This is a genomic window from Streptomyces lasiicapitis (assembly GCF_014646335.1).
In the GTDB taxonomy this organism is placed as follows: Bacteria; Actinomycetota; Actinomycetes; order Streptomycetales; family Streptomycetaceae; genus Streptomyces; species Streptomyces lasiicapitis.
Map to the genome: position 1 here is coordinate 330,858 of NZ_BMNG01000011.1, position 26,403 is coordinate 357,260.

The following is a 26,403-nucleotide window of genomic DNA, read 5'->3' on the forward strand; positions in this document are numbered from 1 at the left end:
CGCAGCGCGACCAGCGCCCACCCCCGGCAACGCACAGACAAAGCCCCCCCCAAGGCGCCCCGCGACTAGGAGGGCTTCTCCTCGAACGCCGGCAACGCAAAGATCCTGACCTTCGCCTCATCGGACATGAGCTCCACCAACGGCAACACCAGGTCCCACAAATCCCGCTTCCCGACTTCACGCACGAGCGCGTCGAGCTCGGCATCGGACAGCGCGGCCGCCCGCGAGGCGACAACCCGCCGGGACTCCTCCGGCAACACCTCCACAAGGGGCAGGAACTCCCCCCACAGCCCGGTGGCCACAACGGCGGGAACGACGCCGCCGAGGACATCGGCGTCCCGCAGGGCCGGCAGCCCCGCCACCACACGCAACTCCTCCTCCCCGAGCAGCGCGACCAACGGCAGCAGCGACTCCCAGAGCCCCTGCCCGGCCACGGTCACGACGAGCGGGTCGAGGAGCTCGGCAGGCTGCGCGGCGGCGAGCGCGGCGATGCGCCCGCGCTGCTGCCCCGTCACCATCCCGGCCACGGCCAGCGCTTCGGGCCACAGCCCCTCCCGGGCGGCGGTGGCGATGACGGCGGCGAGCCGTTCCTCGCCCATCAACTCGACGATCTGCCCGAGCCGTTCGGGAATGTCGACGAAGAAGCCGGTGCGCAGCACCACCGCGTCGGAGACCTGCGGCAGGATCCGCCGCAGCGCGCCGTCGCGCAGATGACCGACGAAGCGCCCCATGGTGACGTGGTCCTCGCGCTCGGCGAGGGCGACGGAGATGCGGACGAGGAGGTTCTCGTCGAGGCGGTCGACGATGCCGCTGATCCGCCGCGGGTCGAGGTGCCCGCAGGACTCGGCGGTGAAGGACACCGGGAGCTTCTCGATGATGTCGGCGGCACGGGCGGGTTCGAGGCGCCCGGCGACGGCGGCGGCGAGCCGGGGGCCCAGCGCCTTCTGGGAGATCGCGGCGGCCACCCCCGCGGGCACCAGCTTCGTCGCGGAGGCGATCCGGTCGAGCATCTCGGGCGCCCGGTCGTACAGCGCCGCGACGCACTCGGTACGGAAGCGGCGTACGTCATCGGCGGGCAGCGCCCCCAGGAACGCGAGCGCGTCGGGCTCGACGCCGAGGAGACGGGCGGTCTTCAGGGTCTCGGCCCTGCCGCGCAGCTTGTCCATGCTGTCCTCGCCCCCGCCCTACCGGAAGAGAATCCGGCGTACGGGCCCGCGGGCCAGCGCGGGCACCAGCTTCAGGGCCTCCTCGGCCGCCTGGTTCAGGCCGGACGCCCGGCTCTCGCGCTCGTGGCGCAACGCGTCGGCGAGCAGCGCGAGTTGCTCGGGCGGCAGCCCGGCGAAGGACTCCGGGGGCCCGGCCCCCAGCTCCGTCGTCAGTTTCTCCAGTGCTTCGGTGCTCACGGGACCTCCCGGGGGTGCGCCGGTCTTGGAGGTCCCGAGAGTGGAGCGAAATTGAATAATAGTCAATAGCGGTGGCGGAGCAAGCCGAGCAAACGGAACGGCGCAAACGGAAGACAGAAGAAGGGGGTACGGGGGGTGTGCCGTACCCCGGCACACCCCCCGTACCCCCCGACAGGCGTCAGCCCTTGACGGCCCCCGCCGCCAGACCCGAACCGAGCCTGCGGTGCACGACCACGAAGAAGAGCATGACGGGCACCGTGACCAGCGTGGAGCTGGCCATGACGGGCCCCCAGGACGTGGTGTTCTCCCCGAAGAACTGGAAGATGCCCACCGCCGCCGTGTACTTGTCGTTGCCCTTCATGAAGGTGTACGCGAAGACGAACTCGTTCCACGCGGTGATGAAGGCGAAGATCGAGGTCGCGACGAGGCCGGGCGCGACCAGCGGAAGCAGCACCGACCAGAACATCCGGAACCAGGAGGCACCGTCGATGTACGCGGCCTCCTCGACCTCCTTGGGCACCGCCGCGACGAACCCGCGCAGGGTCCAGATCGCGAACGGCAGCGACAGGGCGATGTACACGATCGACAGGCCGAGCAGCGAGTTGAGCATCTCGTAGTCCCGCATCTGGATGAACAGCGGGATGACGAGGGCCTCAAGGGGCACCATCTGCACGATCAGGACCATGATCAGCACGGAGGTGCGGAACTTGAACTTGAAGCGGGCCACCGCGATCGCCGCGAACAGCGAGAGCAGCGCCGCCGCCAGGATCGTGGCGATGCCGACGATGGCCGAATTCAGCAGGTACTGGCCGAAGTTGCCCCGGTCGAAGACGAAGTCGAAGTGCTCGAAGCTGATGCCGCTCGGCAGCAGGTCCGAGCCGCGGGTGAGCGCCTTCGGGTCGAGCGCGGTGGAGACCATCCAGTAGACGGGGAAGAGGGTGAAGACGAGCAGGGCCGCCACGGAGAGCGGCAGGCCGATGCGCGCGGCGAGCGAGGGTCGTCGGGTACTCACAGGTCCTCCCCCCCCTGCCGGAACAGTGTCCGGATGTAGACGATGGTGATCGCGAGCAGCAGCAGCGTCAGGAGGACGGCCGCCGCGGCGCCCGCGCCGTAGTCGTTCTTGGCGAACGCCTCGATGTAGGAGTACACGCCGAGGTTGTAGACGTCCGGGTTGGAGCCGCTGCCTCCCGGCATCAGGAAGACCTGGGTGAAGACCTTGAAGTCCCAGATGGTGGAGAGGATGGTCACCACCAGGAAGACGGGCTTGATGGTCGGCACGGTGATCTTCCAGAACCGCTGCCAGGCGTTGGCACCGTCGATCTCCCCTGCCTCGTACAGCTCCTTGGGAATCGTCAGGAGCCCCGCGAGGACGGTGATCGCCACGAACGGGAAGCCGTGGTGCACGACGTTGATCGTGGCGATGCCGTAGAACGGCAGCCGCTCGGTGAACCAGTTGGTGGTCTCGGCGTCGATCAGGCCCATGGAGTCGGCGAGCTGGCTGAACATGCCGTCCTCCGGCGAGAACAGCCAGATCCATACGTACGTCCCGGTCACCGCGGGCATCGCCCAGGCGGCCAGGATCGACACGGAGCAGATCAGCTTCCACGTCGGGCCGAGGCGGTTGAGGAGCAGCGCCACGGCCGTGCCGAGGGCGACGGTCAGGCCGACGCAGGCGAACGCGAAGAACACCGTGTTGGGCAGGACCGTCTTCCACAGCAGATCGCTGGTCAGCAGGTCCTTGTAGTGGTCGAAGCCGGTGAAGGTGGCTTCGCCGCCGCCGAACTTGACCTTGTAGTCCTGCATCGACAGCTTGCCGACCTGGATCAGCGGCCACAGCAGCAGACCGGCGAGCACGATCAGTGAGGGGGCGAGCAGGAGCCAGGGGCGGGTGAGGGTGGTGAGCTTCTTGCGGCGGCGCGCAGGCTCACCGTCGTCGGACGGGTGGGAGCGAAGGCTCGAAGAGCCGGAGGAACCGTCCTTCGAGCCGTCGCTGACGAGCATGTCTTTCACGTTGGTCACTCGTCCCTGTGATGCCTACTTGTCCTTGGCGAAGATCTCGTCCATGTCCTTGGCCGCCTTGTCCGCAGCGTCCTTCACGGACGACTTGCCGGTGAGGATCGACTGGACCATGCCGGTGACGACCTGCGAGGCCTGGATCTCGCCGTACGCCTTGGTCTTGGGCACCGTGGCGCCGGCCTCGATCATCTGCTTCGCGAACGGCTCGACCAGCGGGTCCTTCTGGCCCTCGATCTTCTTCAGCTCGGAGTTCTGGCCGGGGAAGTAGTTGGTCTGCTTGGCCCACTTCGCGGCGAACTCACCGGTGGTCATCATCTTGACCAGCTCCCAGCCGAGTTCCTTCTTGTCCGTGTTGAACGTGGACAGGTAGGAGCCGCCGAGGAAGGACTTGCTCATCCCGCCGGTCTCGCCCGGGATCGGGACGGCGCCGAGCTTGCCCTTGAGCTTGGGGTTCGCGTCGGTGATGGCCTTCGGGGTCCAGTTGCCGCCGATCGCCATGGCGATCTGGCTCTTGTTCCAGGCGTCGCCGACCTCCTTCTCGGTCCAGGTGTTCACCTTGGCCGGGGAGACCTTGTCCTTGGTGGCGAGGCCGGTGTAGAACTCGATGCCCTTGATCGCCTCGGGCGAGTTGATGGCGGACTTCCACTGGTCGCCGTCCTGCGTGGCGAGTTCACCGCCGGCGCCCCAGATGAAGGGGGTCGCGAACATCTCCGCGCCGCCCGCCACCGGGAACGGGATCAGCCCCGGCTCCTTGTCCTTCAGCGTCTTCGCCGTGGCCTGGAGCTCCTTCCAGGTCGTCGGCGGCTTCAGCTTGTGCTTCTCGAAGATGTCCTTGCGGTAGACGATGGACCGCACGCCCGCGTACCACGGCATGCCGTACTGCTTGCCGTCCAGCGTGCCGGCGTCCTTCAGGCCCTCGACGAGGTCGCCTGCGAGGCCCGACTTCTTGACGTCGTCCGTCACGTCGACGAGCGCCTCGGTCTCCGCGAACTGCGGCACCCACGTCGTGCCGACCTCCGCGACGTCGGGGACCTGGTCCTCGCCGCCCTCGATGGCCGTCGTGAACTTCTTCTGGGCGGTGGCCCACTGCTGGTACTCGACCTTGATCTTGGCGCCGGTCTTCTTCTCGAAGGCCGCGCCGACCTCCTTGAAGAAGGGCCGGGGGTCGGGGTTGGTGCCCTCCATGATCCACACGGTGAGCGTCTTGCCCTTGCCCTCGACCTTGCCGCCGTTGTCGCCGCTGTCGCCGCCGTCATCGCCGCCGCACGCGGTTGCGGTCAGACCGAGCGTCAAGGCGATACAACCTGCCGCGATGACACGTCGCTTCATGCCGGCCCCCTTAAGGTTCCTTTGGTGAGAGCGATTCTGGTCACACAGAGTGTGGGCGGTCTAGACCCTTTCGGCGAAGCGGCCGAACCGTAATCACCGTTGCGCGCTGCGCTACGGGGTGCAACCGCCGTTGCGGACGGCGCAATCCCATGCTCCCGACCGTGCGCTCTCGTGCTCCCGCGGCGCCGGGCAAGCAAAACGCGACGCCCACCCAGTGTCCGGTCGGGGACAAGGCAGGCGTCGCGCCAGTTCCGTACGCCGTTGTACGGGACGTTTGTGGGGCCGTACGGATTACACCGTCAGCGCCCGGTCGGTCGGGCGAATGGGCGAGGGAAGATCACTCGCACCGGTGAGGAAGCGGTCCACGCCGCGTGCGGCGGAGCGGCCCTCGGCGATCGCCCAGACGATGAGGGACTGGCCGCGGCCCGCGTCACCGGCGACGAAGACACCGGGGACGTTCGTCTGGAACTCGCCGTCGCGGGCGACGTTGCCGCGCGCGTCGAGGTCGAGCCCGAACTGGTCCACCATGCCGTTCTCACGGTCCGTGCCGGTGAAGCCCATGGCGAGGGTGACGAGCTGGGCGGGGATGCGCCGCTCCGTGCCGGGCTTCTGGGTGAGCTTGCCGTCCACGAACTCGACCTCGACGAGGTGCAGGAACTGCACGTTCCCGTCCTCGTCGCCCTCGAAGTGGGTGGTCGAGACGGAGTAGACGCGCTCGCCGCCCTCCTCGTGGGCCGAGGTGACCTTGTAGAGCATGGGGAAGGTCGGCCAGGGCTGGCCGGGGGCCCGGTCCTCGCCCGGCTGCGGCATGATCTCCAGCTGGGTGACGGAGGCCGCGCCCTGCCGGTGGGCGGTGCCCACGCAGTCCGCGCCGGTGTCGCCGCCGCCGATGACGACGACGTGCTTGCCCTCGGCGGAGACGGGCGTGGTGACGTAGTCGCCCTCCTGCACCTTGTTGGCGAGCGGCAGGTACTCCATCGCCTGGTAGACGCCCTTGAGTTCGCGGCCCGGGACGGGCAGGTCGCGGGCGGTGGTGGCGCCCGCCGCGATGACCACGGCGTCGTAGCGCTTGCGGAGCTTCGCCGCGTCGATGTCGCGGCCGATCTCCACGCCGGTGCGGAACTTGGTGCCCTCCGCGCGCATCTGCTCGATGCGGCGGTTGATGTGCCGCTTCTCCATCTTGAACTCGGGGATGCCGTAGCGGAGCAGGCCGCCGATGCGGTCGGCGCGCTCGTACACGGCGACCGTGTGTCCTGCCCGGGTGAGCTGCTGGGCGGCGGCGAGGCCCGCCGGGCCCGAGCCGATCACGGCGACGGTCTTGCCGGACAGGCGCTCCGGCGCCTGCGGCGCCACGTCACCGGTCTCCCACGCCTTGTCGATGATGGAGACTTCGACGTTCTTGATGGTGACGGCGGGCTGGTTGATGCCGAGCACGCACGCCGCCTCGCAGGGGGCGGGGCACAGGCGCCCTGTGAACTCCGGGAAGTTGTTCGTGGCGTGCAGCCGCTCCTGGGCCGCCGACCAGTCCTCGCGGTACGCGTAGTCGTTCCACTCGGGGATGAGGTTCCCGAGCGGACAGCCGTTGTGGCAGAACGGGATGCCGCAGTCCATGCAGCGCGAGGCCTGCTTGGAGATGATCGGAAGGAGCGAGCCGGGAACGTAGACCTCGTTCCAGTCCCGCACCCGCTCGCCGACCGGGCGGGTCTCGGCGACCTCGCGGCCGTGGTTCAGGAAGCCCTTGGGATCAGCCATTGGTCGCCGCCTCCATCATCTTCTCGGTGATCTCGGACTCGGAGAGTCCGGCTCGCTCGGCGGCGTCCTTGGCGGCGAGCACTGCCTTGTACGTGCTGGGGATGATCCTGCTGAAGCGGGCCACGGACGTGTCCCAGTCCGCGAGCAGCTTCTCGGCGACGGTGGAGCCCGTCTCCTCCTGGTGGCGGCGCACGACGTCGTGCAGCCACTGCTTGTCGGTGTCGTCCAGCGGCTCGACGGCCGCCAGGTTCCCGGCGTTGACGTTGTCGCGGTCCAGGTCGATGACGTACGCGATGCCGCCCGACATGCCGGCCGCGAAGTTGCGCCCGGTCTCGCCGAGGACGACCGCGTGGCCGCCGGTCATGTACTCGCAGCCGTGGTCGCCCACGCCCTCGGACACCACGAGCGCGCCGGAGTTGCGCACGCAGAACCGCTCGCCGGTGCGGCCGCGCAGGAACAGCTCGCCGCCGGTCGCGCCGTAGCCGATGGTGTTGCCCGCGATGGTGGAGTACTCGGCGAGGTGGTCGGCGCCGCGGTCGGGGCGGACGACGACGCGGCCGCCGGAGAGGCCCTTGCCGACGTAGTCGTTGGCGTCGCCCTCCAGGCGCAGCGTGACGCCGCGCGGCACGAAGGCGCCGAAGGACTGGCCCGCCGAGCCGGTGAAGGTGATGTCGATGGTGTCGTCGGGCAGGCCCGCGCCGCCGAACTTCTTCGTCACCTCGTGGCCGAGCATGGTGCCGACGGTGCGGTTGATGTTGCGGATGGCGACCTGGGCGCGGACCGGCTGGGCGTCCTCCTGCGAGCCCGCGGCGAGCGCGTCGGCGGCCAGCTTGATCAGCTCGTTGTCCAGGGCCTTCGCCAGGCCGTGGTCCTGCGGGACCAGCTGGTGGCGGACCGCGCCGGAGGGCAGGTCGGGGACGTGGAACAGCGGCTTCAGGTCGAGGCCCTGGGCCTTCCAGTGGTTCACGGCCCGCTCGGTGTCGAGGAGTTCGGCGTGGCCGACGGCCTCCTCGATGGTGCGGAAGCCGAGCTCGGCGAGGAGTTCGCGGACCTCTTCGGCGATGAACTGGAAGAAGTTGACGACGTACTCGGCCTTGCCGCTGAAGCGGTCACGGAGCGTGGGGTTCTGCGTGGCGATGCCGACCGGGCAGGTGTCCAGGTGGCAGACGCGCATCATCACGCAGCCCGAGACGACCAGCGGCGCGGTCGCGAAGCCGAACTCCTCGGCGCCGAGCAGCGCGGCGATGACGACGTCGCGGCCGGTCTTGAGCTGGCCGTCGGTCTGTACGACGATGCGGTCGCGCAGGCCGTTGAGCAGCAGGGTCTGCTGGGTCTCGGCGAGGCCGAGCTCCCAGGGGCCGCCCGCGTGCTTCAGCGAGGTCAGCGGGGACGCGCCCGTGCCGCCGTCGTGGCCGGAGATGAGCACGACGTCCGCGTGCGCCTTGGAGACACCCGCGGCGACCGTGCCGACGCCGACCTCGGAGACCAGCTTCACGTGGATCCGCGCCTGCGGGTTCGCGTTCTTCAGGTCGTGGATGAGCTGGGCGAGGTCCTCGATGGAGTAGATGTCGTGGTGCGGCGGCGGGGAGATGAGCCCCACGCCCGGCGTCGAGTGCCGGGTCTTCGCCACCCACGGGTAGACCTTGTGGCCGGGGAGCTGGCCGCCCTCGCCGGGCTTGGCGCCCTGGGCCATCTTGATCTGGATGTCGTCGGCGTTGACCAGGTACTCGGACGTGACGCCGAAGCGGCCGGAGGCGACCTGCTTGATGGCCGAGCGGCGCGCCGGGTCGTACAGGCGGTCCGCGTCCTCGCCGCCCTCACCGGTGTTGGACTTGGCGCCCAGCTGGTTCATGGCGATGGCGAGGGTCTCGTGCGCCTCGCGGGAGATCGATCCGTACGACATGGCGCCGGTGGAGAAGCGCTTGACGATCTCGGAGGCCGGCTCGACCTCGTCCACGGAGATCGACGGACGGTCGCTCTTGAAGCCGAACAGGCCGCGCAGCGTCATGAGGCGCTCGGACTGCTCGTTCACGCGGTCCGTGTACTGCTTGAAGACGTCGTAGCGGCCGGTGCGCGTGGAGTGCTGGAGGCGGAAGACCGTCTCGGGGTCGAACAGGTGCGGCTCGCCCTCGCGGCGCCACTGGTACTCGCCCCCTATGTCCAGGGCGCGGTGCGCGGAGGGGACGCCGGATGCCGGGTAGGCCTTGGCGTGCCGGGCGGCGACCTCCTGGGCGACGACGTCGATGCCGACGCCGCCGATCTTGGAGGCGGTGCCGTTGAAGTACTTCTCGACGAAGGACTCCTCCAGGCCGACGGCCTCGAAGACCTGCGCGCCGCGGTAGGAGGCGACCGTGGAGATGCCCATCTTGGACATCACCTTCAGCACGCCCTTGCCGAGGGCGTAGATGAGGTTGCGGATGGCCTGCTCGGCCCCGCCGTCGGTGGCCGGCAGGAACGTGCCCGCGCGGACCAGGTCCTCGACGGACTCCATCGCCAGGTACGGGTTGACGGCCGCGGCGCCGAAGCCGATGAGCAGCGCGACGTGGTGCACCTCGCGCACGTCGCCCGCCTCGACGAGCAGGCCGACCTGCGTGCGCTGCTTCGTACGGATGAGGTGGTGGTGGACGGCCGCGGTGAGAAGCAGGGAGGGGATCGGGGCGTGCTCGGCGTCGGAGTGCCGGTCGGAGAGCACGATCAGGCGGGCGCCGGCCTCGATGGCCGCGTCGGCCTCGGCGCACATCTCCTCGATGCGGGCGGCGAGGGCGTCGCCGCCGCCGCTGACCCGGTACAGGCCGGACAGGGTCGCGGCCTTCATGCCCGGCATGTCGCCGTCGGCGTTGATGTGGATGAGCTTGGCCAGCTCGTCATTGTCGATCACCGGGAAGGGCAGGGTGACGCTGCGGCAGGAGGCCGCGGTCGGCTCCAGGAGGTTGCCCTGCGGGCCCAGCGATGAGCGCAGGCTCGTCACGAGCTCCTCGCGGATGGCGTCGAGCGGCGGGTTGGTGACCTGCGCGAAGAGCTGCGTGAAGTAGTCGAAGATCAGCCGGGGGCGCTCGGAGAGCGCGGCGATCGGGGTGTCCGTGCCCATCGAGCCGATCGGCTCCGCGCCGGCCTTGGCCATCGGCGCGAGCAGGATGCGCAGCTCCTCCTCGGTGTAGCCGAAGGTCTGCTGGCGGCGGGTGACGGAGGCGTGCGTGTGCACGATGTGCTCGCGCTCGGGCAGGTCGGACAGCTCGATCTCGCCGGCCTCAAGCCACTCCTGGTACGGCATCTCGGCGGCGAGGGCGGCCTTGATCTCGTCGTCCTCGACGATGCGGTGCTCGGCGGTGTCGACGAGGAACATCCGGCCGGGCTGAAGGCGGCCCTTGCGGACGACCTTGGCCGGGTCGATGTCGAGGACGCCGACCTCGGAGCCGAGCACGACCAGGCCGTCGTCGGTGACCCAGTAGCGGCCCGGACGCAGGCCGTTGCGGTCGAGGACCGCGCCGACCTGGGTGCCGTCGGTGAAGGTGACGCAGGCCGGGCCGTCCCAGGGCTCCATCATCGTGGCGTGGAACTGGTAGAAGGCGCGTCGGGCCGCGTCCATGGAGGCGTGGTTCTCCCAGGCCTCCGGGATCATCATCAGGACCGAGTGGGGCAGCGAACGGCCGCCGAGGTGCAGGAGTTCGAGGACCTCGTCGAAGGAGGCGGAGTCGGAGGCGTCCGGGGTACAGACCGGGAAGATCCGCTCCAGCTTCTCCTCAGTCTTCCCCTCGGTGCCGAACAGGTCGGAGACCAGCTGCGACTCGCGGGCGCGCATCCAGTTGCGGTTGCCCTTGACCGTGTTGATCTCGCCGTTGTGCGCGACGAAGCGGTAGGGGTGCGCGAGCGGCCAGCTCGGGAACGTGTTGGTGGAGAAGCGCGAGTGGACGAGCGCGATGGCCGTGGCGAAGCGACGGTCGGACAGGTCCGGGAAGAAGGGTTCGAGCTGGCCGGTGGTCAGCATGCCCTTGTAGACGATCGTGCGGGCCGAGAGCGACGGGAAGTACGTGCCCGCCTCGCGCTCGGCGCGCTTGCGAAGGACGAACGCCTTGCGGTCCAGGGCGAGCCCGCTGCTCGCGCCGTCGCTCACGAAGAGCTGGCGGAAGACGGGCATCGTCGAGCGGGCGGTGGCGCCGAGCAGCGTCGGGGCGACGGGCACGTCGCGCCAGCCGATGACGGTCAGGCCCTCTTCGGCGGCGATCGTCTCAATCTTCGAGACGGCTTCGTCGGCGGCGGCCTGCGGCAGGAAGGCGATGCCCACGGCGTACTCACCCGCGGCGGGGAGGCTGAAACCAGCCGCTTCGCGCAGGAACGCGTCCGGGACCTGGAGCAGGATGCCGGCGCCGTCACCGGAGTCGGGCTCGGATCCGGTGGCGCCGCGGTGTTCGAGATTGCGCAGTACGGTCAGCGCCTGCTCGACGAGCTCATGGCTCGCCTCACCGGTGAGGGTGGCCACGAACCCGACACCACAGGCGTCGTGCTCATTACGGGGGTCGTACATCCCTTGCGGGGCGGGGCGACCGTCCATGGGCGACCAGGCGTCGGAACGCATCGGCACTCCCGTCGTCGTGATGGGGGCAACCTCCCGGGCGTTCAAGGGGCTCCGGGGGCGCGAGCGGCGATAGGGACGACGTTGGCCCTGGCTAAATTTCGTGCAGGTTACATGATGGCCCGCTTCTCGAAAAGCGGATACTTCATTCCAACATGTGGACAGCGCTCTAGGGGGTGAAGAGCGGCGCGGAAGGGACCCGAGCGGACAGATCGGTGGCCGCGGGCCCGGAGCGCCGCAGGCATCATTGCCCGCAGCGCTTACGGCTCATGCCCAGCGGTCAACGAATCGAAACCGCACGGTAACGACTACTTATGCAGAATCCTGCATACACCTGCAAGAGCCTTATCCTACGGCCGTCCCGAACACACTGCCCAGGGCGTACGTCACACCCGCCGCGGCACCGCCCAGGGCGAGCTGCCGCAGCCCGCTGAACCACCAGGACCGCGCGGTCACCTTCGCCACGACCGCACCACACGCGAAGAGCCCGATCAGCGCGAGGATCAGCGCGGGCCACAGGGCGCTCGCGCCGAGCAGATACGGCAGCACGGGGAGCAGCGCGCCGAGCGCGAACGCCCCGAAGGAGGACACCGCGGCGACCAGCGGCGAGGGCAGGTCGCCCGGGTCGATGCCGAGCTCCTCGCGGGCGTGGATCTCCAGCGCCTGCTCGGGGTCCTGGGACAACTGCCGGGCGACCTCACCGGCCAGCTCCGGCTCGACGCCACGCGACACGTACAGCGCGGCCAGCTCCCGCTCCTCGTCCTTGGGGTGCTTGCGCAACTCCCGGCGCTCCACGTCGAGTTCGGCCTCGACCAGCTCGCGCTGCGACGCGACGGAGGTGTACTCGCCCGCGGCCATCGAGAAGGCACCGGCCGCGAGCCCGGCGAGGCCGGTGATGACGATGGTCTCCCGCGACACCGCCCCGCCCGCGACACCGGTCATCAGGGCGAGGTTGGACACGAGGCCGTCCATGGCGCCGAAGACGGCGGGGCGCAGCCAGCCGCCGTTGACGTCCCGGTGGGTGTGGTTGTCCCGGTGCGCCTCATGCAGCGGGGCCTCGGTCTCAATGATCGCCATGACGGAAAACTCTTCCTCCCACTCGGACGGGGGCACACGTCACCCGTGTACGGAGCGTTCCGGCCCCGGTCCCTCCCCCTCGGACACTCTCGAAAGTACGCGCGAAAAATCTTGCCCGCCAGCAAGGAAGGCCGTACTTACCTGCGAAAACGCGCCTCGACGACCCTCGCGCGGACCACCCCGCGACGCCCTGCGCAAAGCCCCGCACCGAGCCTCGCCGTCATGCCGAAGGGGTGACGCTGAGCGCAGGGATGCTCACATGAGTGCCGTCGCGTGGCAGGGATGGTCCAACGCACTGCAACCCGGCAGTGGCGTGACAGGGAGGCACGGCATTGGCATCCGTCGCATGTGTTCCCTCGGTCCCGGCGCCCGGTGACGCCGACGGCCTCCGCGAGCGGGCCCGCGGGGCGATGCTCGGCCTCGCCGTCGGCGACGCGCTCGGCGCGCCCGCGGAGAACATGAAGCCCTCCGAGATCCGCCGCCGCTGGGGCCGCATCACGGGGTACGTCGCCGAGCATCCGGCCGGTACGGACGACACGGAGTACGCGATCTTCTCGGGCCTGCTTCTCGCCCGGCACGGCTCCGCGCTCACCGTCGCGCACGTCGAGGCGGCCTGGCACCAGTGGATCGCCGACCTCGACGAAGGCCCGTTCCGCGGCGCCGGGTTCAGCGAACGCGGCACCCTGGAGAACCTGCGCCGGGGCCTCGCGGCGCCCATCTCCGCCCAGCACCGGCACGCCTGGAGCGACGGACTCGCCATGCGCGCCGCGCCCTTCGGGGTGTTCGCCGCGGGCGCCCCCGAGGAGGCGGCCCGGCTCGTCGCCATCGACGGCACGGTCAGCCACGAGGGCGAGGGCATCTACGGCGGGCAGGCGGTGGCGGCGGGCGTCGCGGCGGCGATGGCGGGGGCGCCGGTGGAGTCCGTGGTCACGGCCGCGCTCTCGGTCATCCCCGCCGACTGCTGGACGTCCCGCTCGCTGCGCCGCGCGGTGGCCGCGGCCCACCGGGGCGAACGCGCGGTCCGCTCGGCGGTCGTCATCGGCGGCTACCCCTGGACGGACCTGGCACCGGAGGCGGTGGGCCTGGCCTTCGGCGCGTACGCGGCCGCCTACGGCGACTTCGCGACGTCCGTCCTGACAGCCGTCAACATGGGCCGCGACGCGGACACCACCGCGGCGGTCGCGGGCTCCCTCGCGGGCGCGACCTGCGGCGCGAGGGCGATCCCCGAGGAGTGGACCACAGCGATCGGCCCGGCTCGGGGCACGTGCCTCCCCTCCATGCGGGGGCATCACGTACTGGACGTGGCGGAGCTGCTGATGCCGGAAGGGGAACCACGATGAGCGGCCACACGACAGCCACGCCCGCGGATCCGCCGGTTCCTCCCGCCCCTACGGTTCCCGCCGTCCCCACCGCTCCCGCCACCCCTGCCGTTCCCGCCGCCCCCGCTGCTCCTGCCGTTCCCACCGTCTCTGCTGTCCCCGCCGTTCCCGCCGTCCCTGCGGTGCCCGCTGTTCCCGCAGTCCCTGCCGTTCCCGCTGTGGGCAGTCGTCCCGCAGGGCGGGACGGGTGGGCACAGCGGTCAGCGCCGGGCAACCGGAAACCGGGGGTCCAGGGGGCGGAGCCCCCTGCCCGCGGCGGAGCCGCACATGGATGCAGCGGGAAGGGGCGGGATTGGGGAGCCCCCGGCAGGGCCCCCACCCCCACCAGAGACCAGGTCGAGGGCCTCCTCCTCGGCCTGGCCGCAGGCGACGCAGCGGGCTGGCCTGCCGCGCGGCACAGAGCGGCCCGCATGCCCACCTGGACCCGCCGCCTCACCCGCGAACTGGACACCTTCGCCGAGCACAACGCGACGACCACCCTCCCCGTCCCCATCGCCCTGAACCAGCCCCCGGAACCCCTCCGCCTGGGCCCCTCCGACGACGCCGAATGGGCGGCCTTCACCGCCGAGTCCGTACTGAAGGCGGCCGACGGCACCCTCGACCTGTCCCTCGGCAGAGACCGCCGCACCCGCGCCACCCTCGCCCTCGCCTGGAACACCCTGGCCAGCGAGGTGGCCGCAGCGGCGGCGGCCGCCCCGGAGGTGGAGTCCGCCCTCCTCCCCCTGCGCGCCCGCATCTCCGTACGAGCAGGCCTCGGCAACCTCGCCACAGGCCTGCGCCCGCCCGCCACGGGCCACGACAACCCCCACTTCTTCGACGACGCGGCCTGCGTACGCGCCTGTGTGCTCGCCCTGGTCCACCCGGGCGCCCCCGAACAGGCCGCCGCCCTCGCGGAGTTCGACGCCCGCTACACCCAGGACGGCGACGGCGTGCACGGCGCCCGCGCGATGGCGGCGGCGATCGCGGCAGCCCTGGCCGGCGCGACACCCGAGGACGCCGTGGCCGCCGCCCTGGCCCAGCTCCCCGAGCACACGGAGATCGGCCGCAACGCCCGGCACGCGCTCGCGCTCGCCCACGACTGCGCCCGCGGCCCGGACGGCGTGTTCGCCCTGATCCCGCTCCTGGAGCACGAGATCGTCGACCACGTCTACAGCTACGGCATCGCCGCCGCCGAGACCGTCCCGGTCGCCCTCGCCCTGGCCGTCGCCTCGCAAGGCCGCGTGCGCGAGGCGGTACCGGCCGCCGCCTGCCTGTCCCGCGTCGCCGACTCCGCGCCCGCCCTGGCCGGGGCCCTCACCGGCGCCCTCGCCACGGCCACCGGCATCCCGTACACCTGGCGCGAGGCCTGCCGCACCCTCTCCGGCTGCGCCCTGCCGCGCCTCGCGGGCACGGACCTGGTGGAGCTGGCCGGACACCTGACGCGGGCGGCACTCACCGAACCGCCCACCCCGGAGGAGGACTTGGGACATGTCACCACTGGACCCGACACCGCACGGCAGCACCCGCACCCACCCGACCACGCCGACCCTCACGGACCGCGTCACGGGCAGCCTGGTGGGAGCGGCCGTAGGTGACGCGCTCGGCGGCCCCGTCGAGGGCTGCTCCCCCGAGCAGATCGCGGAGCGCCACGGCGGCCGCGTACAGGGAATCGTCGGCCCCTGGCACGGCGACGACTGGCGCACCGCCCGCCCCATCGCCCCGTACCACAAGGGCGACGGCCACATCACCGACGACACCTTGATGACCCACGCGCTCATCCGCGTGTACGCCACCGTCCGCGACCACCTCGACGCGTACGCCATCGCCGACCATCTGGTCCCCGACCTGATCACCACCCCCCGCTGGATCCCCGAACTCGAAGCCGAGGCCCTCCCCCTCCAGCGTCTCTTCCTCGCCGAGAAATGGCTGGTGGCCCGCCTCCACTACGGCCATGTCGACCCGCGCGAGGCGGGCACGGGCAACATCGTCAACTGCGGCGCGGCGATGTACATGGCGCCGGTCGGCCTGGTCAACGCGGCGAACCCGGCGGGCGCGTACGCGGAGGCGCTGGACGTCGCGGGCCCCCACCAGTCGTCGTACGGCCGCGAGGCGGCGGGAGTCTTCGCGGCGGCCGTGGCGGCGGCCTGCACGCCCGGCGCGACACCCACCACCGTCGTCGACACCTGCCTGTCCCTGGCGAAGGACGGCACCCGAGCCGCGATCGAGGCCGTGGCCGAAGTGGCAAGCAACCACGGGGAGTTCGAGTCGGCACTCGCTCCCCTCCGCACGGCCATCACCCCCTTCGACACCGTCGGCCCCGACTACCGCTCGCCCTCCCTCGGCGCCCGCCGCCCCTCCCGCCTGCACGCCATCGAGGAACTCCCCATCGCCCTGGCCATGCTCCTGATCGCCGACGGCGACTACCGCCACACGGTCCTCGGCTCGGTGAACTACGGCCGCGACTGCGACTCCATCGCCACGATGAGCGGCGCGATCGCGGGCGCCCTGCACGGCGCGTCCGCCGTCCCCCACGACTGGTCGACAACGATCGCGCAGGCCAGCCGCCTGGACCTGCACACCCCCGCCACCACCCTCGCGGCAGTCACCCAGGAGATCTTCACCAAGGACCAAACCCGCCGCCGCACCCACGAGTCGGCGTTCAGAACCCTGACGGACACCCCGTGACCCGCCTGACCTGGCTCCAGCCCGAGGACCTGATCACCCACGAATTCCGCCAGGCGGAGGAGGAGGGCAGAGACGTCACGTCGGTACGGGCCCGCTGGCTGGCAGCGGGCGGCTCCCCGACCCCACCCCGGTCTGGCACGTCCCCGCGTCCGGCCGCACCACAACTGACGGCCCTGGCGGAGCAACTCCTGACCGAACTGGACGAGCCGACTGAGCCCGTCCGGCGATTGAGGACGAGGCCGTTCAGGCCGATGGCGGGGGTCCGGGGGCGGCAGCCCCTGCCCGCGGCGGAGCCGCTGATCGATGCAGCGGGAAGGGGCGGGACTGGGGAAAGCCCCGCAGGGCCCACCCACCGCACCCGCCTGCACGCAGCCTGGCTGGGCCGAGCCACAGGCTGCCTCCTGGGCAAACCCGTCGAGAAACTCCCCCTGAAAGCAATCCGCGCCCTCGCGAAATCCACCGGCAACTGGCCCCTGAACACCTGGTTCACAGCAAGGGGAGTCCCACCCGAGCTGACCACCACGTACCCCTGGAACAGACGCTCCGCCCCCACCTCCCTCGCCGAGAACATCAACGGCATGCCGGAGGACGACGACCTCAACTACCCCCTCCTGAACCTGCTCCTCCTGCAACGCCACGGCAAGGCGTTCACGACGCAGGACGTGGCCGCCCTCTGGCTGGAGGAACTCCCGGCGGCAAGGACGTTCACGGCGGAACGCGTGGCGTACCGCAACCTCCTGAACGGCATCGACCCACCCCGCACGGCCCGCCACCACAACCCGTTCCGCGAGTGGATCGGCGCCCTGATCCGCGCGGACGTGCACGGCTGGACGAACCCGGACGACCCGACGGCGGCGGCCGAGCAGGCGTACCGGGACGCGTGCCTGACGCACACGGGCAACGGCGTGTACGGGGCGATGTTCGCGGCGGCGACGATCGCGCGGGCGGCGTCGGGCACAGCCGACGTGCACCAGAGCCTGGCGGCGGGCCTGGCCGTCGTCCCCGCGGACTCCCGCCTGGCGAAGGCGGTCCGCCACGGCATCCAACTGGCGCACGGACACGGGGACTTCGACGACGTGGCGGACCGCCTGCACGAGGCGTACGGCACGCACCACTGGGTCCACGTGGTCCCCAACGCGGCCGTCCTGGCCGCGGCCCTCACCCACGCGGACGGCGACTTCACCGCCTCCATCACCCGCGCGGTCTCCGGCGGCTGGGACACCGACTCCAACGGGGCGACCGCGGGCTCGATCGCGGGCCTGCTGGCCGGTCACCCGGACGCGCTCCCGGCCCGCTGGACGGCCCCGCTCAAGAACCGCCTCGCGACCTCGGTCGGCGCCTTCCACGGCACCGGCTTCGACACCCTCGCGGCCCTCACCGCACGCCTGACCGCTCCACAGACCGCCGCACCCGCCTCGCGGACCACCGACCCCACCCCCCAGGAGGCACCCCGCCCATGACCCGCCCCCACATCGCCGTCCTCGGCAGCATCAACATGGACCTCGTCGCGTACGTGGCGAAGGCCCCGCAGCGCGGGGAGACCGTCACCGGCCGCGAGTTCCGCACGCTCCCCGGCGGCAAGGGCGCCAACCAGGCCGTCGCCGCGGCCCGCGCGGGCGCCACCGTGTCGATGATCGGCGCGGTCGGCAACGACACCTTCGGCACCCAACTGCGGTCCGCGCTCGACCACTCGGGCGTGGACACCGACCTGCTGCGCACCGTCGAGGGCCCGAGCGGCACCGCCCACATCGTCGTGGACGACGACGGCGGCAACGCGATCGTCGTCATCCCCGGCGCCAACGACACGCTCACCACCCTCTCCCCCGGCGACACCGCCGAGATCGCCTCCGCCGCCGCGCTCCTGCTCCAGCTGGAGATCCCCATGGAAGGGGTGCTCGCCGCCGCACAGGCGGCCCGCGCGGCCGGCGTACGCACCATCCTCACCCCGGCGCCCGCCCGGCCCTTGCCGCCCGAACTCCTCGCCGCCACCGACCTGTTGCTCCCCAACGAGCACGAGGCCGCCGCCCTCACCGGCCTCCCCGACCCGGCGGACGCGGCCCGCGCGCTCCTCGACCAGGTCCCGGAGGTCGTCGTGACGCTCGGCGCCGCGGGCAGTCTGTACGTGGCCCGGGGCGCCGAACCCGTCACGGTGCCCGCGCGGCGGGTCACCGCGGTGGACACGACGGGCGCGGGCGACACCTTCGCGGGCGCGCTCGCGGTGGCCCTGTGCGAGGGCAACTACCTTCCTCAGGCGGCGAGTTGGGCGTCGGCGGCCTCCGCCCTCTCCGTGCAGCGTCCGGGTGCGGCGGCCTCCATGCCGTACCGGACGGAGATCGACACCGAAGCGGGCGTCACGGCATGACACCCCCGACCCCACCATCCCCGGCACCTGCCCCTCCCCTCTCCGGCCTGCGCGTCCTCGATCTGGCGACCCTCTTCGCGGGCCCCCTCGCCGCCACCCTGCTCGGCGACTTCGGCGCGGACGTCGTCAAGGTCGAGCACCCGACCCGCCCCGATCCGTCCCGGGGCCACGGCCCGGCGAAGGACGGCGTCGGCCTGTGGTGGAAGCTGCTCGGCCGCAACAAGCGCACGATGACCCTTGACCTCTCCTCCCCCGGCGGCCGCTCGACCCTCCTGCGCCTCGCCGCCGACGCGGACGTGATCGTCGAGAACTTCCGCCCCGGCACCCTGGAGAAGTGGGACCTCGGCTGGGAGGAGCTGAGCGCCGCGAACCCGCGGCTCGTGCTCGCCCGGGTCACGGGCTTCGGCCAGTTCGGGCCGTACGCGCGCCGCCCCGGATTCGGCACCCTCGCGGAGGCGATGAGCGGCTTCGCCGCCGCCACCGGCGAACCGGACGGGCCGCCGACGCTCCCGCCCTTCGGCCTCGCGGACTCCATCGCGGGCCTGGCCACGGCGTACGCGGTGATGACGGCCCTCGCGGCACGCACGGCCACCGGCCGGGGCCAGGTCGTCGACATGGCGATCATCGAGCCGATCCTCACGGTGCTCGGCCCGCAGCCGCTCTGGTACGACCAGCTCGGTCACGTACAGCCGCGCACCGGCAACCGCTCCACGAACAACGCGCCCCGCAACACCTACCGCACGGCCGACGGCAAGTGGGTCGCGGTCTCCACCTCCGCGCAGTCGATCGCGGAGCGCGTGCTGCGCCTGGTGGGCCGCCCCGACCTGGTCACCGAGCCGTGGTTCGGCTCGGGCGTGGAGCGCGCCGCGCACGCGGACGTCCTCGACGAGGCGGTCGGCGGGTGGATCGCCCGCCGCACCCGCACCGAGGTGATCGAGGCCTTCGAGAAGGCGGAGGCGGCGGTCGCGCCCGTCCAGGACGTACGCGACGTGATGACCGACCCGCAGTACGCGGCCCTAGACACCATCACCACCGTCCGGGACGACCCGGAGCTCGGCGACCTGCGGATGCAGAACGTCCTCTTCCGCCTCAGCGAGACGCCCGGCGCAATCCGCTGGGCGGGCCGCCCGCACGGCGCCGACACGGACGCGATCCTCGCCGAGCTTGGTCTCACGGACTCCGAGATCGCCTCGCTCCGCAAGGAGGGCGCGCTGTGAGACCGATCCCGCTGACCTGGCTGTACGTTCCCGGGGACCGCCCCGACGTGGTGGCGAAGGCGCTCGTGGCGGGCGCGGACGTGGTGGTGGTCGACCTGGAGGACGCGGTGGCCCCGGCCCGCAAGGAGTACGCGCGGGCGGCCACCGCGGAGCTCCTGTCCGCGCCCCGGCCGGGTCCCGGCCCCGCCCTGCACGTCCGCGTGAACGCGCTCGGCACCCCGCTGTCTGACGCGGACCTGCGGGCGATCGCCCCGCTGCCGGGCCTCGCGGGCCTGCGGCTGCCGAAGGTCACCTCACCGGACGACGTGATCCGCGCGGCCGAGCGGGCGGCGCCGCACGACGGCGGTGCCCCCGCGCTGCACGCCCTCCTTGAAACCGCCCTCGGCGTCGAGCGGGCCCACGCCATCGCCACCGCCCACCCGGCCCTGCACGGCCTGTCGATCGGCGAGGCGGACCTCCGCGCCGACCTGGGCGTACGCGACGACGCGGGCCTGGACTGGGCGCGCTCCCGCGTGATCGTGGCGGCCCGCGCCGCGTCGCTGCCCGCGCCGCCCCAGTCGGTGTACCCCGACACCCGCGACGTGGCGGGCCTCGCGGCGTCCTGCGCGCACGGCCGCACCCTCGGGTTCCTGGGCCGCGCGGCGATCCACCCCCGCCAGCTCCGGGTGATCGAGCGCGCCTACCTCCCCACTCCGAAGGAGATCGAACAGGCCGAGTCCATCCTCAAGGCAGCGGCATCGCAGGAGGGAGCCCAGGCCCTCCCCGACGGCCGCTTCGTGGACAGGGCGGTGGTGGAGGGGGCCCGCAGAACGCTGGCGCTGGCGGAACCGGACGGCTAGCGAAGCCGAAGCCCGATCCCGCCCGGTCGCTCGGGGCCGCAGGCCAATTTCCCGCCGCGACGGCGAGCAACCCGGGCGAACGCCCCCGGCGGTGCCGAGCCCGCCTCAGCCCTTCTCGGCAGCGGACTCAGCCGCACCCTTGGACTTGGCGTCACCGGAATCAGAGTCGACGTCGGACTCGGAGCCGGAGCCGGACTCGGCGTCGACGGAGTCCGAAGGCTCCCCCTTGTCCAGGGCGACTCCGCCAGAATCCGCGACTCCGCCAGAATCTGCTCCGGGCTCGACGATCTCTTCGCGGCCAGGCCGCGTCTTCGCGGAAATGACCAGATAGACCACCGCGAGGACGAAGACAAGCAGCGCCGTCCAGTTGTTCAGCCGCAGACCGAGGAACTCGTGCGCGTCGTCGACGCGCATGTACTCGATCCAGAAGCGGCCGACACAGTACGAGGCGACATAGAGCGCGAACGCGCGGCCGTGGCCGAGCTTGAAGCGGCGGTCGGCCCAGATGACCAGGACGGCGACGCCGATGCACCACAGGGACTCGTACAGAAAGGTCGGGTGGTAGGTGCCGGGCACCCGCCCGTCCTCCGCCGACGTGATCTTCAGGGCCCACGGCAGATCGGTCTTCTTGCCGTACAGCTCCTGGTTGAACCAGTTCCCCCAGCGGCCGATGGCCTGGGCGATGGCGATGCCGGGGGCGAGCGCGTCGGCCCACGCGGGCAGCGGGATGCCCCGGCGGCGACAGCCGATCCAGGCGCCCACGGCACCGAAGGCGATCGCGCCCCAGATGCCGAGCCCGCCCTCCCAGATCTTGAAGGCGTCCACCCAGTCACGGCCGTCGCTGAAGTACAGCTGGTAGTCCGTGATCACGTGGTAGAGGCGGCCGCCGACGAGTCCGAAGGGCACGGCCCAGACGGAGATGTCGGCCACGGTGCCGGGACGGCCGCCGCGGGCGATCCACCGTTTGTTGCCGAGCCACACGGCAACGAAGACGCCGATGATGATGCAGAACGCGTAGCCGCGCAGCGGAATGGGGCCGAGATCGACCACTCCGCGCGACGGGCTGGGGATGTAGGCAAATTCCATGGCAGGGTCGACGCTACCGTGCCGGGCGGCGGCGACGGCAGCCAGCCCGGCAACGGGTCAATAACGGGGGCCGGCGCTCCGGTCCTGGCCGGCCCTGCCGACGGGACCTACTGGTTGGCCTTCTCCACCATGGCCTTGAGCTTCTGGGGGGTCACCGGATTCTGCTGGTCGGCGAAGATGTCCTTGCCGTCGAGCAGGACCGTGGGCGTGCCGCGGAGCTTGGCCTTCTGGAATGCCTCCTGGGACTTGGCGACCCAGCTGTCGTGCTTGCCGTCGTTCACACACTTCTTGAACGTGGTCGTCGCGAGCCCGTCGACCTTGCCTGCGAGGTCGATCAGCTTGCCGTTGTCGGCGAAGGCGTCGTCGGGCTCCGGCGGCTGGTTCTTGAACAGCTCGTCGTGGTACGGAGCGAACTTCCCCGCGTCCTGGGCGCAGGCCGCGGCGTTGGCGGCGTGCAGGGAGCCGCTGCCGCCCATGTTCCCGTCGATGAGGGTCGCGAGGTGGTACTCCACCTTCAGCTGTCCCTTGTCGGCCAGGTCGTTGATCGTCGGGCTGTAGCCGACCTCGAACTGCTTGCAGGCCGGGCAGCGGAAGTCCTCCCAGATGGTGAGCCTGGACTTCGCGGTGTCCTTGCCCAGGGGGATGGACAGCTTGTCGTCGCCGCTCGCCCCCTTGGGCGCGACGACCGGGCCCGAGGTGTCCTTCTTGTCGTCGTCGCCCGCGTTGGCCGCGAGGACGCCGATGACGGCGGCCAGGGCGAGCACGCCGACGACGGCCGCGCTCACCAGCATCACGCGGCGCCGCTTGTCCCGCGCCTTCTGCCGCTCCCGCTCCACCGCGATGCGTTCACGGGCCGATTGCTTACCTTCTCGGTTCTTCTCGCTCACATCGGGGCAAACGAACCGGGGAGGCACCAGCGTGCCTCCCCGGTCCCAGGTCCACCCTTAAGGATTACGCGGATCCACGTACGCCCTGGGCGAGTTCACCCGCGAGCGCCCGGACCGCGGCGAGGCCGGCCGCCTCGTCGTCGGCGTCCAGCATCCGCTGGACGAACGCGGAGCCGACGATGACGCCGTCGGCGAAGCCCGCGACCTCCGCCGCCTGGGTCGCGTTCGAGACGCCGAGGCCCACGCAGACCGGCAGGTCGGTGGTGGCGCGGGTGCGCTCCACCAGCGCCTGGGCCTGGGCGCCCACGGACACGCGGGTGCCGGTGACGCCCATCAGCGAGGCCGCGTACACGAAGCCCGAACCGGCCGCCGTGATCGTCGCGAGCCGGGCGTCCTTGCTGCTCGGGGCGACGACGAAGACCGTGGCCAGGTCGTGCTTGGCCGCGTGCTCGCGCCACAGCGCGGACTCCTGGACCGGCAGGTCGGGCAGGATGCAGCCCGCTCCGCCCGCCTCGGCGAGCTCGGCGGTGAACCGCTCGACGCCGTAGCGGTCGATGGGGTTCCAGTACGTCATGACGAGCACCGGCTTGCCGGTGGCCGCGTGGGCCTCGCGCACCGTGCGGATCACGTCGGCGATCTTCACGCCGCCGCGCAGGGCGATGTCGTCGGCGGTCTGGATGACGGGCCCGTCCAGGACGGGGTCGCTGTGCGGGAGGCCGACCTCGACGACGTCCGCGCCGCCGTCGAAGACGGCCTTGATCGCCGCGATGCCGCCGTCCACGGTGGGGAAGCCCGCCGGGAGGTAGGCGATGAGGGCGGACCTTCCCTCGGCCTTCGCGCCCGCGAGGGTGTCGCTCAACAGCTTGATGTTGCCGCTCACTTGGCGTCTCCCTCGATCTCCGCGACGTCGCCCGCCGCGTCCGCGGCGACGGTCGCGTCCGTCTCGTACAGACTGAAGTACCGGGCGGCGGTGTCCATGTCCTTGTCGCCGCGCCCCGACAGGTTGACGATGATCAGCCCGTCCTTGCCCAGCTCCTTGCCGACCTCCAGGGCGCCCGCGAGGGCGTGCGCGCTCTCGATCGCCGGGATGATGCCCTCGGTGCGCGAGAGCAGGCGCAGGGCCTGCATCGCGGCGTCGTCGGTGACCGCGCGGTACTCGCCGCGGCCGCTGTCCTTCAGATACGCGTGCTCGGGGCCGATGCCCGGGTAGTCGAGCCCGGCGGAGATCGAGTACGGCTCGGTGATCTGGCCTTCCTCGTCCTGGAGTACGTAACTGCGCGAGCCGTGCAGGATGCCGGGCTCGCCCGCGGTGAGGGTCGCGGCGTGCTCGCCGGTCTCGACGCCGTGCCCGGCGGGCTCGCAGCCGACGAGGCGTACGTCGGCGTCCGGGATGAAGGCGTGGAACAGGCCGATCGCGTTGGAGCCGCCGCCGACACAGGCGATGGCCGCGTCGGGCAGGCGGCCCGCGCGCTCCAGGATCTGGCGGCGGGCCTCGACGCCGATGACGCGGTGGAAGTCGCGGACCATGGCGGGGAAGGGGTGCGGGCCCGCCACCGTGCCGAAGAGGTAGTGCGTGTGGTCCACGTTGGCGACCCAGTCGCGGAACGCCTCGTTGATCGCGTCCTTGAGCGTGCGGCTGCCGGACTTCACGGCGATGACCTCGGCGCCGAGCATGCGCATGCGGGCGACGTTGAGGGCCTGCCTCTGGGTGTCGATCTCGCCCATGTAGATGGTGCAGTCGAGGCCGAACAGGGCGCAGGCGGTGGCGGTGGCGACACCGTGCTGGCCCGCACCGGTCTCGGCGATGACCCGGCTCTTCCCCATGCGCTTCGTCAGGAGCGCCTGCCCGAGCACATTGTTGATCTTGTGGGACCCGGTGTGGTTCAGGTCCTCACGCTTGAGGAACACCCGGGCGCCGCCCGCGTGTTCGGCGAACCTCGGCACCTCCGTGAGGGCGCTGGGGCGGCCCGTGTAGTTGACGAGCAGGTCGTCGAGCTCGCGGGCGAACTCCGGGTCGGCCTTCGCCTTCTCGAACTCGACGGCGACCTCGTCCACGGCGGCGACGAGCGCCTCCGGGATGAACTTGCCGCCGAACGCGCCGAAGTAGCCTTCGGCGCTCGGGATCCGACCCTCCGGGTCGGGAATGAAGTACTCGCTGGGCATGTGGATACCTCGCGTGGCTTTGGGTGGTATTCGGTCACCGTATCCGCGCGTGCGCCTCTGGCCGGTCGGGATGCCGGGCGGCATCTGTCCCGCCGCTCCGCTGCGGGTTTCTCCCACCCGCCCACCCGTGACCGTCGGCCCCGGGGTGCGGGAACAAGCCCACCGCTCCGCGGTGGATCACTCCCACCCACCCGTGCTCCGTGACACGGAGCGGGGCTGGGCTTCGGCCCGGATTACGGGTGCGGGACATCCCACCCACCCGGGGGTCCAGGGGGCGAAGCCCCCGGTTTCGGGAAGGGGCGGGCTTGGGGAAGAAACATCCGCCGCGACGGCGAGCAACCCCTCACAGACCGGTTCGGCGGTGCCGGACCAGCCCTAAGCGGGCCGCAGACCAAGGCGATCGCGCGCGTAGCGCGGGCGCCATCGCATGCCGTTCACCTGGCCGGGCTCGTCCCCGATGACGTACCGCACCCGCCGCCCGTGCACGCGCCGCGCAGGCGCCCTGCACCCACGGGGTCGGCACCCCCGGGCCAGCCGGGCGTAAGGCCCCCCGACGGCCGAGGCCTCCACGACCGGCGCCGCCGACCGCACGCACGCCCGACCGCCGCCCGGGCGCGAACCCAGGCGGTCGGTGGCGGTGGCGAGGTCGGTGGTGGGCATGGGAACCGGGTCAGTTCCTGCCGTGGCGCAGGGCCGGGTGCGCGCCCGCAGCGACGAGGTCGGACACCGCCGACTTCGGGTCCCGGCCGGTGACGAGGGACTCGCCGACGAGGACGGCGTCGGCGCCCGCGTTGGCGTAGGCGATCAGGTCGTGCGGCCCGCGCACCCCGGACTCGGCGATCTTGACGACGGAGTCGGGCAGCTCGGGCGCGACGCGCTCGAAGGTGGCGCGGTCGACCTTGAGGGTCTTCAGGTCGCGCGCGTTGACGCCGACGACCTTCGCCCCGGCGTCGACGGCCCGCTCGGCCTCCTCCTCGTCGTGGACCTCCACGATCGGGGTGAGGCCGATGGACTCGGCGCGCTCGATCAGCGACTCGAGGGCCGGCTGGTCGAGGGCGGCGACGATCAGCAGGGCGAGGTCGGCGCCGTACGCACGCGCCTCCCAAAGCTGGTACGACGTGACGATGAAGTCCTTGCGCAGGACCGGGACGTCGACCTTGGCGCGCACGGCCTCCAGGTCGGCGAGCGAGCCGCCGAAGCGGCGCTCCTCGGTGAGCACGGAGATGGCGGCGGCGCCACCCGCCTCGTAGTCGGCGGCGAGGGCGGCGGGGTCGGCGATCGCGGCGAGCGCGCCCTTGGACGGGCTGGAGCGCTTGACCTCACAGATGACCTTGACGCCTTCGCCGCGCAGCGCGGCGACCCCGTCCTTGGCCGCGGGCGCCTTCGCCGCGCGCTCCTTGAGCTCGTCGAGGCTGACGCGCGCCTGCCGCTGTGCGAGGTCGGCGCGGACTCCGTCGATGATCTCGTCGAGCACACTCACGCGAGAGGCCCCCTTCCAGGACGGTTGAATCTACGTTCAAGCGGTGTTCAAGGCGGTGTTCAAGCAGTACAGCGGGGTGTGGTCCGCCTCGGCGGGCCTTCCCATGGTCACTGCGATGGTATCCGCAGGACGGCGTAGGACTCGCATCCGGTTGACGCGGGTCCCACCACCTGGACATT

21 protein-coding genes are annotated in these 26,403 nt (G+C 71.5%); 7 read left to right on the plus strand and 14 right to left on the minus strand.

From position 1 onward, the window contains the following. Positions 1-65 precede the first annotated feature (65 nt). The 8 genes from IEY91_RS25070 to IEY91_RS25105 form a co-directional block, all read right to left on the minus strand. Positions 66-1,166 (minus strand): hypothetical protein, encoded by a 1,101-nt coding sequence (locus IEY91_RS25070; RefSeq protein WP_189175779.1) that lies wholly within the window; start codon positions 1,164-1,166, stop codon positions 66-68. 18 nt (positions 1,167-1,184) lie between these two features. After that, on the minus strand, positions 1,185-1,403 hold the full coding sequence (locus IEY91_RS25075; protein WP_189175780.1) for a hypothetical protein: 219 nt from the start codon (positions 1,401-1,403) through the stop codon (positions 1,185-1,187). Between the two features lie 178 nt (positions 1,404-1,581). Further along, positions 1,582-2,415: a carbohydrate ABC transporter permease gene (locus IEY91_RS25080; protein WP_189175781.1), complete on the minus strand. Its 834-nt coding sequence runs from the start codon at positions 2,413-2,415 to the stop codon at positions 1,582-1,584. Continuing rightward, positions 2,412-3,404 carry a carbohydrate ABC transporter permease gene (locus IEY91_RS25085; protein WP_189175782.1) on the minus strand — a complete coding sequence of 331 codons (993 nt, stop codon included), beginning with the start codon at positions 3,402-3,404 and terminating at the stop codon, positions 2,412-2,414. The genes IEY91_RS25080 and IEY91_RS25085 overlap by 4 nt, the downstream gene beginning before the upstream one ends. A gap of 33 nt (positions 3,405-3,437) precedes the next feature. Further along, positions 3,438-4,748, minus strand: coding sequence for a sugar ABC transporter substrate-binding protein (locus tag IEY91_RS25090; protein WP_164325866.1), 1,311 nt, complete (start codon positions 4,746-4,748; stop codon positions 3,438-3,440). Positions 4,749-5,039: 291 nt separating this feature from the next. Further along, the gene (locus IEY91_RS25095; RefSeq protein ID WP_164325865.1) at positions 5,040-6,500 is read right to left on the minus strand and encodes a glutamate synthase subunit beta; all 1,461 of its coding nucleotides are present in this window, start codon (positions 6,498-6,500) and stop codon (positions 5,040-5,042) included. After that, entirely contained in the window at positions 6,493-11,022 is a 4,530-nt protein-coding gene (gene gltB / locus IEY91_RS25100) for a glutamate synthase large subunit (RefSeq protein WP_189175834.1), read from the minus strand. Before gltB ends, IEY91_RS25095 begins: the two co-directional genes overlap by 8 nt. Positions 11,023-11,415: 393 nt before the next feature. Further along, positions 11,416-12,147: a VIT1/CCC1 transporter family protein gene (locus IEY91_RS25105; protein ID WP_164325864.1), complete on the minus strand. Its 732-nt coding sequence runs from the start codon at positions 12,145-12,147 to the stop codon at positions 11,416-11,418. Positions 12,148-12,479: 332 nt separating this feature from the next. Here IEY91_RS25105 and IEY91_RS25110 point away from each other — a divergent pair, with 332 nt between their 5' ends. The 7 genes from IEY91_RS25110 (at position 12,480) to IEY91_RS25135 (ending at position 20,608) form a co-directional block, all read left to right on the plus strand. Then, the gene (locus IEY91_RS25110; protein WP_164325863.1) at positions 12,480-13,487 is read left to right on the plus strand and encodes an ADP-ribosylglycohydrolase family protein; all 1,008 of its coding nucleotides are present in this window, start codon (positions 12,480-12,482) and stop codon (positions 13,485-13,487) included. A gap of 395 nt (positions 13,488-13,882) precedes the next feature. Continuing rightward, on the plus strand, positions 13,883-15,100 hold the full coding sequence (locus IEY91_RS25115) for an ADP-ribosylglycohydrolase family protein (protein ID WP_189175835.1): 1,218 nt from the start codon (positions 13,883-13,885) through the stop codon (positions 15,098-15,100). Continuing rightward, complete coding sequence (locus IEY91_RS41950; protein WP_229697213.1) at positions 14,994-16,190, plus strand: ADP-ribosylglycohydrolase family protein; 1,197 nt, start codon at positions 14,994-14,996, stop codon at positions 16,188-16,190. The genes IEY91_RS25115 and IEY91_RS41950 overlap by 107 nt, the downstream gene beginning before the upstream one ends. Continuing rightward, entirely contained in the window at positions 16,187-17,650 is a 1,464-nt protein-coding gene (locus IEY91_RS25120) for an ADP-ribosylglycohydrolase family protein (RefSeq protein ID WP_229697214.1), read from the plus strand. The genes IEY91_RS41950 and IEY91_RS25120 overlap by 4 nt, the downstream gene beginning before the upstream one ends. After that, positions 17,647-18,552 (plus strand): ribokinase, encoded by a 906-nt coding sequence (rbsK, locus tag IEY91_RS25125; protein ID WP_189175783.1) that lies wholly within the window; start codon positions 17,647-17,649, stop codon positions 18,550-18,552. The genes IEY91_RS25120 and rbsK overlap by 4 nt, the downstream gene beginning before the upstream one ends. Next, positions 18,549-19,769 (plus strand): CaiB/BaiF CoA transferase family protein, encoded by a 1,221-nt coding sequence (locus IEY91_RS25130; protein WP_189175784.1) that lies wholly within the window; start codon positions 18,549-18,551, stop codon positions 19,767-19,769. The genes rbsK and IEY91_RS25130 overlap by 4 nt, the downstream gene beginning before the upstream one ends. Beyond that, a complete protein-coding gene (locus IEY91_RS25135; protein WP_189175785.1) occupies positions 19,766-20,608 on the plus strand; it encodes an HpcH/HpaI aldolase/citrate lyase family protein in 843 nt (280 codons plus the stop codon). Before IEY91_RS25130 ends, IEY91_RS25135 begins: the two co-directional genes overlap by 4 nt. Positions 20,609-20,713: 105 nt before the next feature. Here IEY91_RS25135 and lgt read toward each other — a convergent pair whose 3' ends face one another. The 6 genes from lgt to trpC form a co-directional block, all read right to left on the minus strand. After that, positions 20,714-21,694, minus strand: coding sequence for a prolipoprotein diacylglyceryl transferase (lgt, locus tag IEY91_RS25140; protein ID WP_189175786.1), 981 nt, complete (start codon positions 21,692-21,694; stop codon positions 20,714-20,716). 107 nt (positions 21,695-21,801) lie between these two features. Then, entirely contained in the window at positions 21,802-22,581 is a 780-nt protein-coding gene (locus tag IEY91_RS25145; protein ID WP_164325856.1) for a DsbA family protein, read from the minus strand. Positions 22,582-22,645: 64 nt separating this feature from the next. After that, the gene (gene trpA, locus IEY91_RS25150; protein ID WP_164325855.1) at positions 22,646-23,461 is read right to left on the minus strand and encodes a tryptophan synthase subunit alpha; all 816 of its coding nucleotides are present in this window, start codon (positions 23,459-23,461) and stop codon (positions 22,646-22,648) included. Beyond that, the gene (trpB, locus tag IEY91_RS25155; protein WP_189175787.1) at positions 23,458-24,744 is read right to left on the minus strand and encodes a tryptophan synthase subunit beta; all 1,287 of its coding nucleotides are present in this window, start codon (positions 24,742-24,744) and stop codon (positions 23,458-23,460) included. The genes trpA and trpB overlap by 4 nt, the downstream gene beginning before the upstream one ends. Before the next feature lie 375 nt (positions 24,745-25,119). Further along, complete coding sequence (gene trpM / locus IEY91_RS41955; protein ID WP_373288009.1) at positions 25,120-25,404, minus strand: tryptophan biosynthesis modulator TrpM; 285 nt, start codon at positions 25,402-25,404, stop codon at positions 25,120-25,122. Positions 25,405-25,414: 10 nt separating this feature from the next. Next, positions 25,415-26,224: an indole-3-glycerol phosphate synthase TrpC gene (trpC, locus tag IEY91_RS25160; protein ID WP_164325853.1), complete on the minus strand. Its 810-nt coding sequence runs from the start codon at positions 26,222-26,224 to the stop codon at positions 25,415-25,417. Between the last annotated feature and the right edge of the window lie 179 nt (positions 26,225-26,403).

Coding starts and splice junctions, on each gene's coding strand:
- IEY91_RS25070 (WP_189175779.1), bottom strand. CDS start 1,166: ATGGACAAGCTGCGCGGCAGGGCCGAGACCCTGAAGACCGCCCGTCTC.
- IEY91_RS25085 (WP_189175782.1), bottom strand. CDS start 3,404: ATGCTCGTCAGCGACGGCTCGAAGGACGGTTCCTCCGGCTCTTCGAGC.
- IEY91_RS25090 (WP_164325866.1), bottom strand. CDS start 4,748: ATGAAGCGACGTGTCATCGCGGCAGGTTGTATCGCCTTGACGCTCGGT.
- IEY91_RS25095 (WP_164325865.1), bottom strand. CDS start 6,500: ATGGCTGATCCCAAGGGCTTCCTGAACCACGGCCGCGAGGTCGCCGAG.
- gltB (WP_189175834.1), bottom strand. CDS start 11,022: ATGTACGACCCCCGTAATGAGCACGACGCCTGTGGTGTCGGGTTCGTG.
- IEY91_RS25105 (WP_164325864.1), bottom strand. CDS start 12,147: ATGGCGATCATTGAGACCGAGGCCCCGCTGCATGAGGCGCACCGGGAC.
- IEY91_RS41950 (WP_229697213.1), top strand. CDS start 14,994: ATGTCACCACTGGACCCGACACCGCACGGCAGCACCCGCACCCACCCG.
- rbsK (WP_189175783.1), top strand. CDS start 17,647: ATGACCCGCCCCCACATCGCCGTCCTCGGCAGCATCAACATGGACCTC.
- IEY91_RS25130 (WP_189175784.1), top strand. CDS start 18,549: ATGACACCCCCGACCCCACCATCCCCGGCACCTGCCCCTCCCCTCTCC.
- lgt (WP_189175786.1), bottom strand. CDS start 21,694: ATGGAATTTGCCTACATCCCCAGCCCGTCGCGCGGAGTGGTCGATCTC.
- trpB (WP_189175787.1), bottom strand. CDS start 24,744: ATGCCCAGCGAGTACTTCATTCCCGACCCGGAGGGTCGGATCCCGAGC.
- trpM (WP_373288009.1), bottom strand. CDS start 25,404: ATGCCCACCACCGACCTCGCCACCGCCACCGACCGCCTGGGTTCGCGC.